Here is a 14,896-nt window from a genome sequence, read left to right as displayed (position 1 = left end):
CCCTTAAAGATACTTGAAAAGGCTTAGGCTCTGTGCAGCGCTGAAAGCTTTCTCGGCGGCCTCGACCGCGCTGATCGTTTCGTCGAGCGTCGTGATCGCCACCGGCTGGTTGACCGCGATGCTGTTCTGCACGGTGGCGGCGAGCGCCGTCTGTTGATTGGCATCGCTCCTGCCGGCATTGCTGATGGCCTGCAGGGTCACGCCGTTCTGAGCCTGAGCGACGAGGAGCGCCTGCTGGTATTGAGCGAGCGTCGAGAGGTCGCCGTTGATCGTCTGCGTTGTAAGCGCATCGCTAGAGGGCGAGCCCGCGCTCGCGCCCAGTGTGACCGCGAGGTTCTGCAGCAGCGCGAAAACGGTCTGCGGCCGGCTCGGGCTGATCGTGAAGCTGTCGCCGGCGGCGGGGACGCCGTTCAGCAGAAAATCCTGGCCAGCCAACTCGATCGTCGTGCCGGTGGCAGCCTCGGGCGGCACGTTGCCCGTTGCTATGGTGTTGCCGCTCTGGCTGGCGGTGTAGGTGAGGTTGCCGACCCCGCTGCTCGCGAAGCTTATCGTGATTGGCGCGTTGCCGGTCTGGAAGGCGGCGGCGGTGGCGGGCGTCAGGACGCCTTCCGACAGCAAGGTTCCGTCCCCGGTGTTGCTGGCACCCGCTGAAACCGTGCTGTAGCCGTCGCCCGCGAGAGCGCTCGTGAACACCTCGCCGTTGGCGACGCTCGAGGATGTCGTATCCGGAGAGACCTGCGACTGGCTCTGCCCGGCATCGCCGAGATACACGACGTTGCCTGCACTGTCGGTCTGGAACGGCGTGAGGTTGGTGCGCGTGCCGCCGAAGAGATAATTGCCGTCCGGAGCCGTCGTGTTGGCGAGCCCCAGCAGCTGCTGCGCGGCCGAGCTGATCTGCGTCGACAGTGTCTGCAACTCCTTCGGGCTGGTCGCACCATTCAGACTTTGCTCGATGATCGACTGGACGTTGTTGTACAGCGTGGAGACGGCGGAGTAGGTGCTGGTGACGCTGTCGAGCTGGGTCGTGATCGAATTCTGCGTTGCGCTGTCGTTGTCGAGGCCGCTGATCTGATCGCTGGCGATCGTCGCGACTTCGAAGGCGGCCGGATTCTGTTCCGGCGTCTGCACCGCGTAGCCGGTGGAGATCTCCTCCTCCAGAGTGTTGATCAGCGAATCCTGTGAGGCGATGCTTGCGGTGAAGTTCGTGTAAAGGGAAGCGCTCATCCTTGGGTGTCCTGCGCGAAATGATAGTCAGTAAGAATAAACGGCTTCGTTTGAAGCCGTCCCGCGCCGTCGCTTTGACGGGCCTCGGTCACGCCGACCGCCAAGGTTTCGGCGGCGTCGGTGGCTGCGCGCGCTCCAGCCGCTGGGCGGTCGTCCGCTCATCCGCACGGACGACCGCCTGCTTTGCCGCCTCCAGAGCGCGCCGGCGTTCCTTTGCCTCCACGAAGCTCTGTTGCGCGATTTCGAGTTGTTGGTTGGCTTGACGCTCCGTCTGCTCAATCTGCTGTTCCGCCCGGGCCGAGGCACCAACGAAATCAGCTGCGCGCTTCGCCGCTCCGGCCTCGAGCACGGAGCCGCTGCGCCAGCTCTGCCGCAGCTTTTCCTGGTAGGAGGCGAGCAAACGGCGCTGTCTGGCGACCTGCTCCAGCGTCCTGGTGTGCCGTACGATTTCGTGCAGCCACTTTGTCTCGCCGATCTCGGCGATGAGGTCGAGCCGTTCGATCATGCGGGTCTTCACGGCGCTATGTCCGCCATCGCCGCTTCCAGCAAGGCGCGGCTCGCACCCAGTGAAACCGCCTCATGCGCACTCTGCCGCACGACCCGGTCCATCGCTGGGGCGCGCCGGATCGCCTCGTCGAGCAATGGATCGCGGCCGGGCGCGTAGGCCCCGAGGTCGATAAGGTCCTGCTTTTCCTGCCGCCGCGCCCAAAGCATACGGAAGCGCGAGGCGAGGCGATGATGCGCGGGGCCAACCAGCCCAGGCATCGGCCGCGACAATGACGCCGAGACATCGATGGGCGGATATTGTGCCGCCTCCGCCAGGCTTCGCGACAGCACGATGTGTCCATCCAGCACCGAACGCGCGGTGTCCGCGACCGGGTCCGCGACATGGTCGTCGCCTTCGACCAGAACCGTATAGATGGCGGTGATGGAGCCCTGACCGTCATGGCCATTGCCGGCACGCTCGACATAGGCCGCAAGAGCGCCGAACACCGAGGGCGGATAGCCCTTGGTGGCTGGCGGCTCACCGACGGCGAGGCCGATCTCGCGCAGCGCCATCGCGACGCGCGTCAGGCTGTCGATCACCAGCAGGACATGATGCCCCTGCTGACGCCAGTATTCGGCGATCGCGGCGGCGCGGTAGGCCCCGTGCAAACGGCCGAGCGCGGTATCGTCGGCGGCCGAGGCCACGACCACGCTACGGTTGCGCGCCGGACCGATATGGTCCTCGACGAATTCACGGATCTCGCGGCCGCGCTCCCCGATCATGCCGACAACGACCATGTCGGCCCGGGCATGTTGCGCCATCATCCCCAACAGCGTGGTCTTGCCGACGCCGCTGCCCGCGAAGAGGCCGATCCGCATGCCGCGCCCCATGGTCGCGAGCGCGTTGATCGCGGACACCCCGACGTCGAAGGGCATGGTGATGCGGGCGCGGTTCATCGGGTTGATCGGCAGCCCGAACAGCGGCCAGGAATGGGTCAGATCGGGCACCGGGCCGCCATCGAGCGGCATGCCCCGCGCGTCGATGACGCGTCCGAGCAGCGCATCGCCCACAAGCGGCGAAGGGGCCCGGCTTTCCACATGCACACGGGCGCCACGCATCACGCCGCGTGTGCCCTGCTCCGGCATGACGAGCAGCGACCCTGCATCGAAGCCGACGACCTCCGCAGCGCGCTGCTCCGAACCTTCGGTTTCAATCAGGCAGCGCGACCCGATCGGCGCCCGGATGCCGCTGGCATGCAGGATCTCGCCGTTGGAGCGCACGATGCGGCCGTAACGGCAGACGGGATCCGAGGACAAAGCCTCTCCGACGCGGACGGCGGCGGCGGCACGCAAACCTTCCACCGTGAGCATGCCGCCTGCCGGCGGTGGCGTGATCATGCCGCCTGCCGGCGGTGGCCGTCCTCCTGGTCGAGCCCCAGTGTCGTCCTGACGGTCGCCAGCCGGCTTTCGATCGTCGCATCCCACTCGACCTTGTCGATCGGGTCCCCGTCCGCGTCGATCAGCTCGACGATGGTGCCGCCGCGCGTGATCTGCGCATCCGGCAGAAGATGGGCGTGCTCGATCATCGTGCAGGGCGCGAGCAGCGCATGATCCTCCGGATGCAACCGGATGACGATGCTCTGATGTGCGGCCCGCGTGCGGGCCGCTTCCGCCACGAGACGATCGACCAGAGGCTTGATGCTCTCGGGGCGCAGCTCGATCTCCAGGCCGACGATGTGCCGCGCCAGAACGAAAGCAAGTTCCGTCACCAGCTCCGCGATTGCCTCCTCCTTCTGTGCGAGGGGCGCGATGAGCTGTTGCCATGCAGCATCCAGTGCCGTGACGGCCAACGCGATGGCCGCTTCTTGGGACGCCTGCGCCGCCTGCGCGATGCGATGCGCCTCGGCCTCGCCACGGGCCCGGCCCTCGGCTTGGGCTTCGGCTCGCAGCCGGTCGACCTCGCGCACAATCCGGGCGTCTGCGTCCGCCTCGACCGCGGCGAGGCTCAACGCAGCGGGTAGTTGCGAAGCGGCAACTACGGCTTCGCTCGCCACCTTCCTGACGACGACGAAGCTCAACGAGGGTCCTCGGCCTTGGGGGCCTGGCGCGGCACGCCCTGCAGCAGCAGTGAAATCCCGAGCTTTATCAAAGGTAGCAGGAAGGCGAGGGCGGCGCGGGCCAGGATCGCGATCGTCAAGGCGCCGAGCACCCAGATGATCGTGGAGGACAGCGTAAATCCAGCCGGCTGGTTGTCCGCCGCCCAGAGAATGGCCGCGGCGACCATCAATGGGCCGGGACGGACCAGCCGCTGCGCATTGCGTTGACCCGACGACATTCTCTGACCATTGCTTGCCATGTGGCGCTCTCGTTTTCCTAGGGGTTCTTGACGTCAGGGGCACGAATAACGATGACGACGCGCCGGTTCTTCGAACGGCCGGCTGCCGTTGAATTTTCGGCGATCGGCGCATACTGGCCGAAACCTTCGGCCGCCAGCCTTCTGCCATCGAGACCCTGTTCCACGAAGAGTTCGGTGACGCTGACGGCTCGCTCGACGGAGAGCGACCAGTTCGACGGAAACTGCGCCGTACGTATCGGCTGATTATCTGTGTGACCATCCAGGTGAATGGTGAAAGGCTCGGGCAGCGTATTCAGGCTTGTAGAAACGTGAGCGAGAAGCTTGGACGCCGCCGGCAGCAGAGTAGCTCGCCCGCTGTTAAATAAGACCGAAGCTTCGAGGCTGATTGTGAGCGTCAGCGGCGTGCTGTCGATCGTCACCTCGTGCTTGCTGATCTGGGTCTGCAGAAGGGCTTCCAGCTGCTCGCGGACCCGTTCCAGAGACATCGCCTCCGCAGCAAGCTGCTGCGACAGCTGATAATTCAACGGTGGCTGAGGCGGCAGCGGAACCGGCGGCGGCGTGGCCGGCGTCGCCGGCGCGGCCGGTTGATGGACCACCTCCTGAACCTTGCGCGGCGACAGGTTGGGTTGGGCCTGCGGCGCCGGCCGCGTATTGAGCTTCGGCAGATGCGGGACCTGCGGCGCCGGATGTTCCAGGGGCTTGGGAACCGGCGAGGGTTGATGGTGCATGATGCCCTGCTCGGAAGAGTGCAACTGGATAACGCTCGGCGATGAACCGCGGAACGCCGCAACCAGGCTGCGCACCTCCTCCTGCATCTTGAATTTGTTCTGCGTCGAAGAGGCGTAGAGGACAACGAACAGAGCCAGAAGCAGCGTCATGAGGTCGGCATAGCTGATCACCCAGCGTTCATGGTTCGGCTTCTTCTTCTCCTCTGGGCCGCCATGTCCCGAGCTCATGCCGCCTGTCCGGCCGCTTCACCGAGCTTGCCTTCACTGCCGGCGTCCGCGGCCTTCGGCTTGCTTTCGGTCAGGAAGCTCTGCAGGTTCTGGCGAATGAGAGTTCCGGATTTTCCTTCTGATAACAACACGAACCCTTGAACGACGATCTGTCGATCGCGGTTGCGGGCGGCCGCCGCGCTGGCGATGCGTGCGCCAAGCGGAAGGAAGACGAGGTTGGCGGCACCGACACCGTAGATGGTTGCGGTGAAGGCAGTGGCGATACCCGGCCCAAGCTCCGCCGGATGATCCAGCCGCTGCATGACGGCGATGAGGCCAAGAACCGCCCCGAGCACGCCGATTGTGGGCGTGTAGCCGCCGGCGGCTTCCCAGACATCGGCGCCGATCATGTCCTGACGGTAGGCGTTGTCGGAGAGAATGCCGAAGATCGAGCGGAGGTCATCCTGGCTCGTGTTGTCGATGATCATCTGCAAGCCTTTCTTCTGAAAGGCATCGGTGGTCGAGCCGAGTACGGACTCCAGGGATAGGGACCCCTGGCTGCGGGCGAGATTTGACCAGTCGGCCACCTGGTTGATGAAGAGGGCAATGTTCGACGGCGGCGGCTTGACAAGCGTGATGATGGCCTTGACCGCCTGCAGCATAGCCTTGGGGCCATACTGGGTAATGATGGATCCAAAGGTTCCCCCGAGGACGATCATGGCCGAACCCGCGCTGAGCAGCGAAGTGATGCTGTCGCCGCCAGTGATCACGCTGAGGATAATGAACCCGATCGAAATCAGGACACCAATTACTGCGGACACTGGACAGTCTCTCCCTTCATGAGCTCGGTTAGGCGCACAGCCATGATATCAAGTGCACGCTTTCGAATTCGCGAAGCATAACCTTCACTGATCGCAAGGATGGCGGCGATTTCACGGTTGTTCATCTCGTCGTAGAAATGCAGCGCCAACACCCGGTATTCGAGCGGCGGCAGGCACTGTAACGCGACGACCAGCAGCTTTTTGTTGTCCGATCGCGTGAGCTGCGTGAATGGATCTTCGGGCGAGTCGCCGCTGATCAAGGCGGCCGTGTCGATCTTGTCTCCGTCGAACGGCGCCTCTCCGCGTTGCAGCGCGCCTTCGCGGCGCAGCCCGTCGATCATGGCGCCACGGATGCGCCGGCTGCAGAAGGCCTGAAAGTCGACGCCGCGCGTGCTGTCGAACCTCTGCAGCGCCTCAAGCATTCCGACGGCCCCGAGTTGCAGCAGTTCATCAACATCGGCCCACGGCATCCGCGACTTCAGCATCAGCGCGGTCCGCTTGATCCAGCTGCCGTAGAGCTTGCGAAGTTCCACATCATCCGGCTTCTTTTCCTTGATCTCAGACATCGTTCTGCCCCGGCGCCGCGTTGTAGACGACCTGCAGGGGCATGCTCTCGGGGATCTCTTCGAGCGCGACGACAGGGATGATGGAACCGATGATCCGCGCCACTGCCCGGCGCAGCCCACCCTGGATGACGAGCACCGGCTTGCGTCCTCGCGCCTTCATTGCACGAACGGCCTGTTCCGCCGCCTGCCGGAGGTGCGTCGCCGTATCGGCCTCGATTTCCTGGCCGATGCCGGACTCGCGCCCCGCGCGCAGGCTCTTGCTCACCAGCTCTTCGAGCCGGTGCTCGAGGACCGCCACGCGCAGCGTCGCGTCATTGCCGATGAACGGGGTCACGAGGTAGCGGCCGACGCGCAGCCTGACTGCCGCCAGCAGACGCTCGACATCCTTGTTCGAGCCGTCGGAGGCATCGACGAGCGCTTCCGCGATGCGCTCGAAGTCGCGGATGGAGACTTCTTCCGCGAGCAGCGCCTGCAGCACCTGGCGGATGATGCCGACCGGGAGGTTGGTCCGAAGATCTTCGGCCAGACGTGGCGTTGTTTCGGCAAGGCGGGTGATCAACCCCTCGACCTGGGACCGCCCGAGCAGTTCCGCTCCGTGCCGCTTGAGGAGCTCCGCGAAATGCGTGGCGACGGCGCTCGGCGCGTCCACCACCGTGTAGCCGCGCTCCTCGGCCAGCGGGATGGCGGTCTGTGCGATCCAGACGGCGGCCTGTCCGAAGGCAGGGTCGCGGACCGGCCGCCCAGCCGTCAGCTTTTCGGTCACCAGCGGGCCTTCCAGAGCGAGCCATTGGCCAGGCCAGACATCCCCCTGGCCCACGACCGCACCACGCAACGTGAAGCGGTAGCCGTGCGCCGAGACCTCGCTGCTGTCCCGGATGTGCACCGGGGGCACCAGGAACCCCATCGTGCGGCCGTAGCGCTGGCGCACCGCTGTCAGCCGGTTGAGCAGCTTTCCTTCTCCTGGCGAAACCATGGGCGTGAGCGCGTAGCCGATGCTCATGCCGACGGGATCGACGCCGGTGACATCGGCGATCGCGTCGGCCTTCGGTTCGGCCGCGGCGCCGGGCTTGCCCTGTCCGTCCGCCTGTCCCACCGGCGCGGCGCTGTCCAGCTGTGGCTCACGTTGCCACAGGCGCCAGGCGCTTATGCCGAGTGCGGCGGTGATGATCAGGAAGGGCAGGTGGGCCATGCCCGGCATCAATCCGATCGCGCCGGTGATGGCGGCGGCGATGGCCAGCGCTTGCGGATAGCGGCTGATCTGGGCCTTGATCTGCTGGCCGAGATTATCGGTGGAGGCGACGCGGGTGACAACCAATCCGGCGGCGATCGAGATGGTCAGCGACGGGATCTGTGCCGCGAGGCCGTCGCCCACTGTCAGCAAGGTATAGGTGCGCGCCGCGTCCGCCAGCGGCAGGCCGGCCTGCAGCGTGCCGATGATAAGGCCACCCAGCATGTTGATGGCAAGAATGATCATGGCCGCCACCACGTCTCCGCGGACGAACTTCGATGCGCCGTCCATGGCGCCGAAAAAATCTGCCTCGCGCCGGAGGCTATCGCGCCTTTTCTCGGCCGCTTGCGGCGTCAACATTCCGGCGTTGATCTCTGCATCGATCGCGAGCTGCCGCCCGGGCAGGCTGTCGAGCATGAACCGGGCGCTGACTTCGGCGACGCGGCTGGCGCCTTTCGTTACGACAACGAAGTTGATTATGATGAGGATGACAAAAACAATGCCGCCGACAACGTAGTTGCCGCCGACCGCGAACTGTCCGAAAGACTCGATGACGCGGCCAGCGGCACCCGGTCCATTCGAGCCGTTGAGCAGGATGGCACGTGCGGTTGCGACGTTGAGCGCGAGGCGCATGAGGGTGGTGGCGAGAAGCACCGACGGGAAGGCCGAGAACTCGGCCGGGGACGCGATATAGAGGCTCGCGCCCAGGATCACGAGACCGGCTGAAATATTCAGCGCGAAGAGGAACGAAATTGCTGCCGGCGGCAGCGGCACGACGAGCATCACCAGAACGAGCACAATGACGATCGGGCCAGAGAGCTCGCCGACGCTCAAGCCTCTCGGGCGTCCGAGTGCGATTGCGTCAGCCATGGATAAGGCTCGGGATCGCAAGGATCAGACGGGCTGTGTAGCGGTCGATGCCGCTCATGAGGAAAGGGCCGGCGACCGTCGTGAGCGCGGCGAGGCCTGCCATCTTGAAGATGAAGGGTATCGCCGCCTCCCGCATCTGCGTCGCGGTCTGCAGTATGCCGATACTCACGCCGATCAGCAGCATCAGCAGCATGATCGGTCCGCAAAGCTGTCCGAAGGCCAGCCAGGCGCCGATGCTGAGGCCGGACGAACTCATGCGCCCTCCTCCGCGGGCTGATCCGATTCTTCGGCGAGGGCGATGACGCGAACGCCGTATCGCTCCTGGGCCACCGAGACGACTTCGCCCGAGGCCAGGCGCTGCCCATTGGCAAAGATGCCGAAGGTCTCGCCGACAACTTTGTCGAGTCCGATCACCTGACCCTTGCGAAGGTTTTTGAGGTCCTTCACCGAGACGGTCGTGCGGCCGAGTTCCACTGTCAGCACGACGGGAAGACGTTCCACGATCTGACGGGTGGAAATCGCCATCGCTTCGCTGGCGACTGCCTGCAGCTGTTCGAGTTCGACGCGTTCGCCCGCGGATGTCTCCGGGGAAGGAGTCTGCGCAGCCGGCATTCAAGGCGTCCTTTCGTGGAATGGCAGCATGGGTCAGGCAACGGCGCGTGCCCCCCGGATTGCTGTTTCGGCGAGCGTGGGGTCGGCCAGCGCTAGTTCGGCCGGTGCGGCCGCCGTGACCCGGCTGGTGGTGCCGGGCTGGGGCTGCGGATTGCCGCCGCTCGCCCCGCCGCCGGCGCCTCCACTGGCGCCGCCGCCAATCTGGACCTGGCCGAGGGTCAGGCCGGACGTGGCCATTGCCTGACGCAGGTCTCCGAGCCCGCTCTGCAAAAGATGCGCGGTCTGCGCGATCGCCGGGACGAACAGCACGTTGACGTTCGAGTTGCCGCCGAGCGCCAGGTGGACCGAAACGGTGCCCAGGCCGGGAGGGTCAAGGCGAAGCACGAGGCTCGACTGGCCGCTACGGCACATGGCGATGATTGAGGCGGCCATCGCGTCCGGTGTCGCGGGCACGGAGGCATGGGGAGTGGCCGTCGTGGCTGCAGACATGATTGGGCCGCCGCCGGCCGAGGTCGCGGCCCCGCTTGCCAGGGCGCCGGCGGTCGCGCCGATCGCGGGCGGGAGCGTGGCCGCGACCACAACGCCCGTAACAGCGGGCGCGCTGGTAGAAGAAGCACTGCCTGGCGTCACTGTTCCGGCTAGAGCGGCTTTGCTCACCACCGGAGTGGAGGTGAGTGAACTGGTCGCACCAGGAAGCGGTGGTGACGCCGTCGCAGCCGGCGTCCGCGGCGGATCGGCCAGGCCTTTTGTCGGCGCGGCTGCGCTCCCGCTCGCGACGGTTTTGGCGGCTCCGGAGGACGCCGTTACGCCTGTCGTCTCTATGCTCAGAGGCACGGCGCTCTGCGGCCCCGTTCCCTGAGGCCCCATGCCCTGAGGCCCCGTGCCCTGAGGCCATGTGCCCTGAGGCCCTGGTCTGAAAGTTCCTGCGCTGGCAGGTGGCGTGGACGCATCTGCAAAAGGTGCGGAAACAGCTGCGATGATTGTCCCTGCGTCTACCGCGACGGCTAGGGTGGCGATGGCTTGTTGGCTGCTCGCGCCGCCCGTCTCGGCCTGCGCTCCGTTAGCCGGGATCAAAGCCGGGGAACCGTTTCCCAGCGCCGGTGGGGCGTCCGTGGTGTTCGCGGGAGTGGGATGGCCGGCCGCATTCCCAGGCGCATGTTCGGGCAATGGAGCGGCGCTTGCCTTAATGATGTGTTCCGGTGCTGGACTTGTGGAAGGCGCAGCCGCATGGACCGTCGCATCGTCGGGCTGCAGGGCCGGCGCCGTTATCGTGCCTGGACGACTTGTCGGCGCCGTCGATGGCAGAGGGGCGACGACAGTGGCGAATGAGTTCTCGGTTGGTGCCTGAGCCGTGCTTCTGTCGTCACGATCGGCACCAGCGCGTGCCCCCGCCTGTCCGGTCGCTGGCGCCTGAGACGACGTGACATCGGCTGCGGCAACGGACGGCGATACTCCGGCTGATCTGGCAGGCGGCGCCGTACCGGGAGGTGAGGGCGCAGAGGCGATCGCTGGCGGCTCGGCTGAGGGCCCCGGTTGCTCCGCGGTTGGAAGCGCGCGCTTGTGCGGTTCCAAGGTCGAAACGGACTGAACAAGCCCAAGCGGGCGGTCCATCCCCGCCGCCGGCGACGGGGATTGAGACGGCGTGCCGAAGGAGGCTGAGCCGCGACTTTCGGCCCAGGCTTCGAAAGGCCGCGCAGCCTGCGTGGTGGCGACAGGATGGCCGCCCCCAACCACACGGGGCTGTGGCTCAATGGCGGCCAGGTTGCCTCGTCTCGCCGCGCCGAGCGTCGGAGGGCGTGCGGCGGCACTGGCGGGAGCGGTTGGCGCGCTGCTGACGCCGGACGTTGTTGCCGGCGCCGGGCTGGTCGCAGCGGTCGATGACAGGTCCGCCGCGGTGTCGGTTAGCGTCGGCGCGGCGGCGCTAACCGTAGCGGTCATCGCGTCGCCGGAGCCGGACATCACTGTGGGCGCGCTCTGTGGCGGGTGGTCTCCGCCGGTCGATGACGTGGCCGCCGGAAACGGGGATGCGCCGGCATTATCGGCAGGCGGTGTCGTCATTGTCCCGCCGTTGCCCCCCGTTGCCGATGAGCCCGCGATTGACTGCGTCAGGAGCCCAGCGGGCGCCGAGATGGCCGCCAGGACCGTTACGGTTGGTGAGGCGGCTGGTTGCTCCAGAGGCGCGTGCTGCGGTTGAACTGCAGGCACCACCATGGCCGCGGCTGCTGGCTGAGGTGCCGGGGTGCCGGCGGCACTGGCTTGCTGCATGCGTGCGGTCATGGTCTTGCGGCCGGTGGCGCCGGTTTTCGCCGAAGGCACGGCGTCCTTGGCAGCCGACTGCCGGTTGGCCGTATGGCTGCGGCCGAGGGGCCCAGGCGCCTGGTCCGCGTCCGATCTTGCGGGCAACGCAGTCTGAGGCACCAAGGCCGTCCGTGGCGCGGCATCGTCTTTTGGAGACAGGTCTGCAGCCGGTAGCGCGATCTTCCCGCTTTGGAAGGCGCCTGTCGCTCCGCGGCTGGATGCTGAGGAGGCATCTTTCGCGGCGACGCCGGACATCGGCTGCTGTGACGGCAAAATGAGTGGGCTTGTAGCGTCATCCGCCTCGGCCGGGGTTTGGATGTCGGCGTTTCCGGAGCCGGCGTCGACGGTAGCGGCTATCGTCCCTGAGACCTCCGCCGCGGCCCCGGTGCCGGCATCGGCAACCGGAGCTTCGTCGCCGGACGCGATGCTTGCGTGTTCCCGCCCGACGATCGGGATAGACTGCGCCGTCGGCGCCGGATTGCCTGTCCGCTGTCCCTGTGGCGCCTCTGCGCCGGACATTGCCTCCGCCCATTCCGCACTTGCAGTCGTAGGCAAACGATGGGCGTGCGCGGTGACGTGGCCGGCGGCAGTCGTGGAGCCCTGTCTGAGAAGCGGGTCCATCAGATAAGCTCTTCAGTCGAGTTGATAACAATACGACCTTCCCCCGCAAGGCGGAGTGCGGCTGCGACAACCTCGTTCTGAGCCGCCAGCGCCTCCGACCTTCGCAAGGGCGGCCCGTTGGTCAGCTCCTCCTTCATCAGATCCACCGTGCGGCTGGACATGTTGGTGAAGAATTTCGTGCGGACCGTCTCGTCCACGAGACGAAGTGCGGCGATGAGCCGGTCGCTCGGAACTTCGCGCAACAGCACCTGAATGGACCGGTCGCTGAGCTTGCTGAGATCAATGAAGGTAAAGAGGTTTTCGCGGATTTTGTCGGCGGTCTCGTTGTCGCGCTCCTCGATCGCGCTCAGCATCCGGTCCGAAAGGCCGGTCTGAAGGAGATTGAGAATGTCGGCCGCGTGACGCGCGCCACCGAGGTTGGCGAGCTGCCGTCCACCGCCTGCATTGCTGGCCATGATTTCGCCGATCATCTCGCGTAGCTCCTTCACCGCACCAGGTGACACCGCGTCGAGCAGGGTGAACCGATACAGGGCACTCGCCGCCAGCGGCTCCGGAAGGTACGAGAGCATCGACGCTCCGGTCTCGTGCGGAACATGCGCAAGCAACAGGGCAATCGTCTGCGGCCGCTCCGTCGACATCTGGATCGCCAACGTTTGCGGGTCGATCTTATGAAAGGGCGACTGCCGGTCCGTCTTGCTCAGCGCATCGATGATAAGGCGTGCCTGCGTCTCACCGAGGGCGGATGTGAGCACCTGCGTGATGAATTTCATCCCGTCTTCGCCGATGTCGGATACGCCGAAATCCTTGGCGAAGCTGGTAATGACATCCTGCCGTAGGTCGTAAGAAAGCTTGGGCAGCGTCGTCATTGCTACAGAAATCTTGGTGATCGCCTGCTCATCCATCTGGCGCAGAATGTCGATTGCGAGCCCCTCGCCCAACTCACGCAGAACGAGGGCAGCGCGCTCTGCGCCACTCAGCGGTCTTTCGGCGGGTGTCATGTTGCGATCACTCAAGTTCGTCCACCCAACTCTGCAAAAGCCTTGCTACACCAGGAATATTCTTTGCTGCCTGCTCACGCAGGGAATGAAATTCTAGCGGCGGCGGCAGCTCAGCCGTGAGGTTGACCGCAGCCGGCCGCGGCGCGGGAACAGCGATGACCCGGCGGGGGATTGCCATCGTGCTGATGCGCCGGCCCATAGGCAGGGCGGCTCCAAAGAGCAGGGCAATGGCCGCCAGAACTTCGAGGATCGCATGGGAAAGCGGACCCAGCGCCTGTTGAATCAAAGTCTGCCCCAGGCCCGGCGGTTGAGCGAAGGGTGCGGCGAGAACGGTAACGGTGACATGCGGGTAGGAAAACGCGCCGGCGATGGCGGCCTTCACCTGGTCGATCGTCATGCCGCGCAAAGCCGCTTTGTCCAAAACCGCCGAGATGGCAATCGCTTTGACCGACCAATCAGGCATGGTCATGTCGCGGTCGCTCTGGTCGGTGAGATACGTCTGGCTGGCGTTGCTGCTGCTGCGCTGCGGCTGTGGTTGCGCCGGTGTGGCGGACGGTGCCGGTGCGGCGCCTGTGCCGCCAGCTCCCGCGCCGGTCGTACCCGGCGCCGGAGCGGGCGGCACCGCCGCCGTGGTCGCGGCCGGCGGCTCGTTCGAGAGCGCGCCCGGTATGCCCATGGCCGAGGACTGAGTGCCCGTCTGCGTGCTCTGGCTGCGGTCCTGATGCGAGATGATCTGATTAGGGCCGTAGCTGATCTGGTGGACCTGCTCATGCGTGAAATCGAGATCGGCGGAGGCACCGACACGAAAATGCCCCATTCCGACGAGCGGGAGCAGCAAAGTTGTCACCCGCGCAACGGCGAGATTCTCGATCGTGCTGATCTCGGCGAACTGAGAACCGATCGTCAGCTGGCTCCCGGTAGGGAAGACCTTCGTTCCGGATGTGGTCGTGACCGTCACTTGCGGCGTCTGCAGTCCCGGCACCGCGCCGGCGACAAGGCTTGCAATTGCAGGGCCGTCAGACATCGCATCGACGTCCTTGGCCGCTATGATGACCGAAGCGGTCGACTTCGGCTGATCAGCGAGAAACGGTGTATCCTGCGGCATGGCCAGAAATACCTGCGCCGAACTGATCCCGGAGAGACTATCGATGGATTGCTCGAGAGACGCCTCTAGCGCCTGATCCGCCATTGTCGTCTGTGCGAGGTCCGACGCCGTCATCGGCGCGTTTTCTACCTTGTCCCAGCCATTCGTAGCGGTCGTGCCGGGAACTTGCGCCGCGCCGAGCTGCAACCGCGCAGCGGCCAACTGCGACTGCGGCACAAGGATTACATCGCCGGCCGCCTGAAGCTGATAGGGAATGCCCAGCTTCTGTAGCTGGGCGATGACGGCCCCACCATCCGCCGGCGACAAACCTTCTTCGAGCGCGACATAAGGCGGAGCCCCCGTCTCCAGATAAAGCGCGACGCCGAGGGAAAGACCGATGACCCCGGCGGCAGCCCACCCCACTGTCGGAACGCGGGCAAGCTGCCCACGCCCTGCGCTCAAATATTTCTGCCAGTCAGGCATCAGAACTGCATGCTCATGACTGATTGGTAAGCAGCAACGACCTCATTGCGGACCGCAACCGTGGCGTTCCAGGCAACCTCGGCCCGGTCGCTGGTAACCAGCGCATGGCCGAGCGTCGCACCCGGGGCGCCGACGGTGTAGCCCGATTCAGCCGCCGACGCCGCGCTTTGCGTATCACTGACGCCGCGCAACGCCGTATCTATGAGGCTGAGGAAGTTACCGGAGCCGGGCGAGGACGCAGCCGAGGCCCCCGCGGTATCGGGGAAGAGGGACTGGACAGACGTTAATGCACTGACCGCCATGTAGGATCACCC

17 protein-coding genes are annotated in these 14,896 nt (G+C 65.7%); 2 read left to right on the top strand and 15 right to left on the bottom strand.

What is annotated here, in order from left to right; translation table 11 throughout:
- Positions 1 to 3 precede the first annotated feature (3 nt).
- The 12 genes from flgL to ACOEQ1_RS11530 form a co-directional block, all read right to left on the bottom strand.
- The gene (gene flgL, locus ACOEQ1_RS11585) at positions 4 to 1,224 is read right to left on the bottom strand and encodes a flagellar hook-associated protein FlgL (RefSeq protein ID WP_419759404.1); all 1,221 of its coding nucleotides are present in this window, start codon (positions 1,222 to 1,224) and stop codon (positions 4 to 6) included.
- Between the two features lie 88 nt (positions 1,225 to 1,312).
- On the bottom strand, positions 1,313 to 1,741 hold the full coding sequence (locus tag ACOEQ1_RS11580; RefSeq protein WP_419759403.1) for a hypothetical protein: 429 nt from the start codon (positions 1,739 to 1,741) through the stop codon (positions 1,313 to 1,315).
- Positions 1,738 to 3,108 (bottom strand): FliI/YscN family ATPase, encoded by a 1,371-nt coding sequence (locus ACOEQ1_RS11575; RefSeq protein ID WP_419759402.1) that lies wholly within the window; start codon positions 3,106 to 3,108, stop codon positions 1,738 to 1,740. The genes ACOEQ1_RS11580 and ACOEQ1_RS11575 overlap by 4 nt, the downstream gene beginning before the upstream one ends.
- Entirely contained in the window at positions 3,105 to 3,788 is a 684-nt protein-coding gene (locus tag ACOEQ1_RS11570; RefSeq protein ID WP_419759401.1) for a FliH/SctL family protein, read from the bottom strand. The genes ACOEQ1_RS11575 and ACOEQ1_RS11570 overlap by 4 nt, the downstream gene beginning before the upstream one ends.
- Entirely contained in the window at positions 3,785 to 4,045 is a 261-nt protein-coding gene (locus ACOEQ1_RS11565) for a hypothetical protein (protein ID WP_419759400.1), read from the bottom strand. The genes ACOEQ1_RS11570 and ACOEQ1_RS11565 overlap by 4 nt, the downstream gene beginning before the upstream one ends.
- Before the next feature lie 38 nt (positions 4,046 to 4,083).
- Positions 4,084 to 5,022, bottom strand: a complete 939-nt coding sequence (locus ACOEQ1_RS11560; RefSeq protein ID WP_419759399.1) for a flagellar motor protein MotB — start codon at positions 5,020 to 5,022, stop codon at positions 4,084 to 4,086.
- The gene (locus ACOEQ1_RS11555) at positions 5,019 to 5,822 is read right to left on the bottom strand and encodes a MotA/TolQ/ExbB proton channel family protein (RefSeq protein WP_419759398.1); all 804 of its coding nucleotides are present in this window, start codon (positions 5,820 to 5,822) and stop codon (positions 5,019 to 5,021) included. Before ACOEQ1_RS11555 ends, ACOEQ1_RS11560 begins: the two co-directional genes overlap by 4 nt.
- On the bottom strand, positions 5,810 to 6,388 hold the full coding sequence (locus ACOEQ1_RS11550) for a sigma-70 family RNA polymerase sigma factor (protein WP_419759397.1): 579 nt from the start codon (positions 6,386 to 6,388) through the stop codon (positions 5,810 to 5,812). The genes ACOEQ1_RS11555 and ACOEQ1_RS11550 overlap by 13 nt, the downstream gene beginning before the upstream one ends.
- On the bottom strand, positions 6,381 to 8,486 hold the full coding sequence (locus ACOEQ1_RS11545) for a flagellar biosynthesis protein FlhA (protein ID WP_419759396.1): 2,106 nt from the start codon (positions 8,484 to 8,486) through the stop codon (positions 6,381 to 6,383). The genes ACOEQ1_RS11550 and ACOEQ1_RS11545 overlap by 8 nt, the downstream gene beginning before the upstream one ends.
- Positions 8,479 to 8,742, bottom strand: a complete 264-nt coding sequence (locus tag ACOEQ1_RS11540) for a flagellar biosynthetic protein FliQ (protein WP_419759395.1) — start codon at positions 8,740 to 8,742, stop codon at positions 8,479 to 8,481. The genes ACOEQ1_RS11545 and ACOEQ1_RS11540 overlap by 8 nt, the downstream gene beginning before the upstream one ends.
- Positions 8,739 to 9,098, bottom strand: a complete 360-nt coding sequence (locus ACOEQ1_RS11535) for a FliM/FliN family flagellar motor switch protein (protein ID WP_419759394.1) — start codon at positions 9,096 to 9,098, stop codon at positions 8,739 to 8,741. The genes ACOEQ1_RS11540 and ACOEQ1_RS11535 overlap by 4 nt, the downstream gene beginning before the upstream one ends.
- Positions 9,099 to 9,131: 33 nt before the next feature.
- Complete coding sequence (locus ACOEQ1_RS11530) at positions 9,132 to 9,587, bottom strand: flagellar hook-length control protein FliK (protein WP_419759393.1); 456 nt, start codon at positions 9,585 to 9,587, stop codon at positions 9,132 to 9,134.
- On the opposite strand from ACOEQ1_RS11530, the gene ACOEQ1_RS11525 reads away from it, so the two are divergent.
- Positions 9,586 to 9,957, top strand: coding sequence for a hypothetical protein (locus ACOEQ1_RS11525; RefSeq protein ID WP_419759392.1), 372 nt, complete (start codon positions 9,586 to 9,588; stop codon positions 9,955 to 9,957). The genes ACOEQ1_RS11530 and ACOEQ1_RS11525 overlap by 2 nt on opposite strands.
- Before the next feature lie 903 nt (positions 9,958 to 10,860).
- On the top strand, positions 10,861 to 11,292 hold the full coding sequence (locus ACOEQ1_RS11520) for a hypothetical protein (protein WP_419759391.1): 432 nt from the start codon (positions 10,861 to 10,863) through the stop codon (positions 11,290 to 11,292).
- 724 nt (positions 11,293 to 12,016) lie between these two features.
- Here ACOEQ1_RS11520 and ACOEQ1_RS11515 read toward each other — a convergent pair.
- Genes ACOEQ1_RS11515 through ACOEQ1_RS11505 form a run of 3 tightly spaced genes read right to left on the bottom strand, consistent with a single transcriptional unit; the run spans position 12,017 to position 14,884 of the window.
- Positions 12,017 to 13,015, bottom strand: coding sequence for a flagellar motor switch protein FliG (locus ACOEQ1_RS11515; RefSeq protein WP_419759390.1), 999 nt, complete (start codon positions 13,013 to 13,015; stop codon positions 12,017 to 12,019).
- Positions 13,016 to 13,022: 7 nt separating this feature from the next.
- Positions 13,023 to 14,582 carry a flagellar M-ring protein FliF C-terminal domain-containing protein gene (locus ACOEQ1_RS11510; RefSeq protein WP_419759389.1) on the bottom strand — a complete coding sequence of 520 codons (1,560 nt, stop codon included), beginning with the start codon at positions 14,580 to 14,582 and terminating at the stop codon, positions 13,023 to 13,025.
- Positions 14,582 to 14,884 (bottom strand): flagellar hook-basal body complex protein FliE, encoded by a 303-nt coding sequence (locus ACOEQ1_RS11505; protein ID WP_419759388.1) that lies wholly within the window; start codon positions 14,882 to 14,884, stop codon positions 14,582 to 14,584. The genes ACOEQ1_RS11510 and ACOEQ1_RS11505 overlap by 1 nt, the downstream gene beginning before the upstream one ends.
- Positions 14,885 to 14,896 lie beyond the last annotated feature (12 nt).

Origin of the sequence: Acidisoma sp. (assembly GCF_965199065.1) — a bacterium.
Classification (GTDB): Bacteria; Pseudomonadota; Alphaproteobacteria; order Acetobacterales; family Acetobacteraceae; genus Acidisoma.
Note: the sequence above shows the minus strand (reverse complement) of the source record. Positions and strands in the feature narration are given on the sequence as shown.

What these genes read in the sequence shown, in the direction of transcription:
- ACOEQ1_RS11510 (WP_419759389.1), bottom strand. Translation starts at nt 14,582, where the DNA reads ATGCCTGACTGGCAGAAATATTTGAGCGCAGGGCGTGGGCAGCTTGCC.
- ACOEQ1_RS11530 (WP_419759393.1), bottom strand. Translation starts at nt 9,587, where the DNA reads ATGTCTGCAGCCACGACGGCCACTCCCCATGCCTCCGTGCCCGCGACA.
- ACOEQ1_RS11525 (WP_419759392.1), top strand. Translation starts at nt 9,586, where the DNA reads ATGATTGGGCCGCCGCCGGCCGAGGTCGCGGCCCCGCTTGCCAGGGCG.
- ACOEQ1_RS11515 (WP_419759390.1), bottom strand. Translation starts at nt 13,015, where the DNA reads ATGACACCCGCCGAAAGACCGCTGAGTGGCGCAGAGCGCGCTGCCCTC.
- ACOEQ1_RS11550 (WP_419759397.1), bottom strand. Translation starts at nt 6,388, where the DNA reads ATGTCTGAGATCAAGGAAAAGAAGCCGGATGATGTGGAACTTCGCAAG.
- ACOEQ1_RS11545 (WP_419759396.1), bottom strand. Translation starts at nt 8,486, where the DNA reads ATGGCTGACGCAATCGCACTCGGACGCCCGAGAGGCTTGAGCGTCGGC.
- ACOEQ1_RS11535 (WP_419759394.1), bottom strand. Translation starts at nt 9,098, where the DNA reads ATGCCGGCTGCGCAGACTCCTTCCCCGGAGACATCCGCGGGCGAACGC.
- ACOEQ1_RS11540 (WP_419759395.1), bottom strand. Translation starts at nt 8,742, where the DNA reads ATGAGTTCGTCCGGCCTCAGCATCGGCGCCTGGCTGGCCTTCGGACAG.
- ACOEQ1_RS11575 (WP_419759402.1), bottom strand. Translation starts at nt 3,108, where the DNA reads ATGATCACGCCACCGCCGGCAGGCGGCATGCTCACGGTGGAAGGTTTG.
- ACOEQ1_RS11505 (WP_419759388.1), bottom strand. Translation starts at nt 14,884, where the DNA reads ATGGCGGTCAGTGCATTAACGTCTGTCCAGTCCCTCTTCCCCGATACC.
- ACOEQ1_RS11565 (WP_419759400.1), bottom strand. Translation starts at nt 4,045, where the DNA reads ATGTCGTCGGGTCAACGCAATGCGCAGCGGCTGGTCCGTCCCGGCCCA.
- ACOEQ1_RS11560 (WP_419759399.1), bottom strand. Translation starts at nt 5,022, where the DNA reads ATGAGCTCGGGACATGGCGGCCCAGAGGAGAAGAAGAAGCCGAACCAT.
- flgL (WP_419759404.1), bottom strand. Translation starts at nt 1,224, where the DNA reads ATGAGCGCTTCCCTTTACACGAACTTCACCGCAAGCATCGCCTCACAG.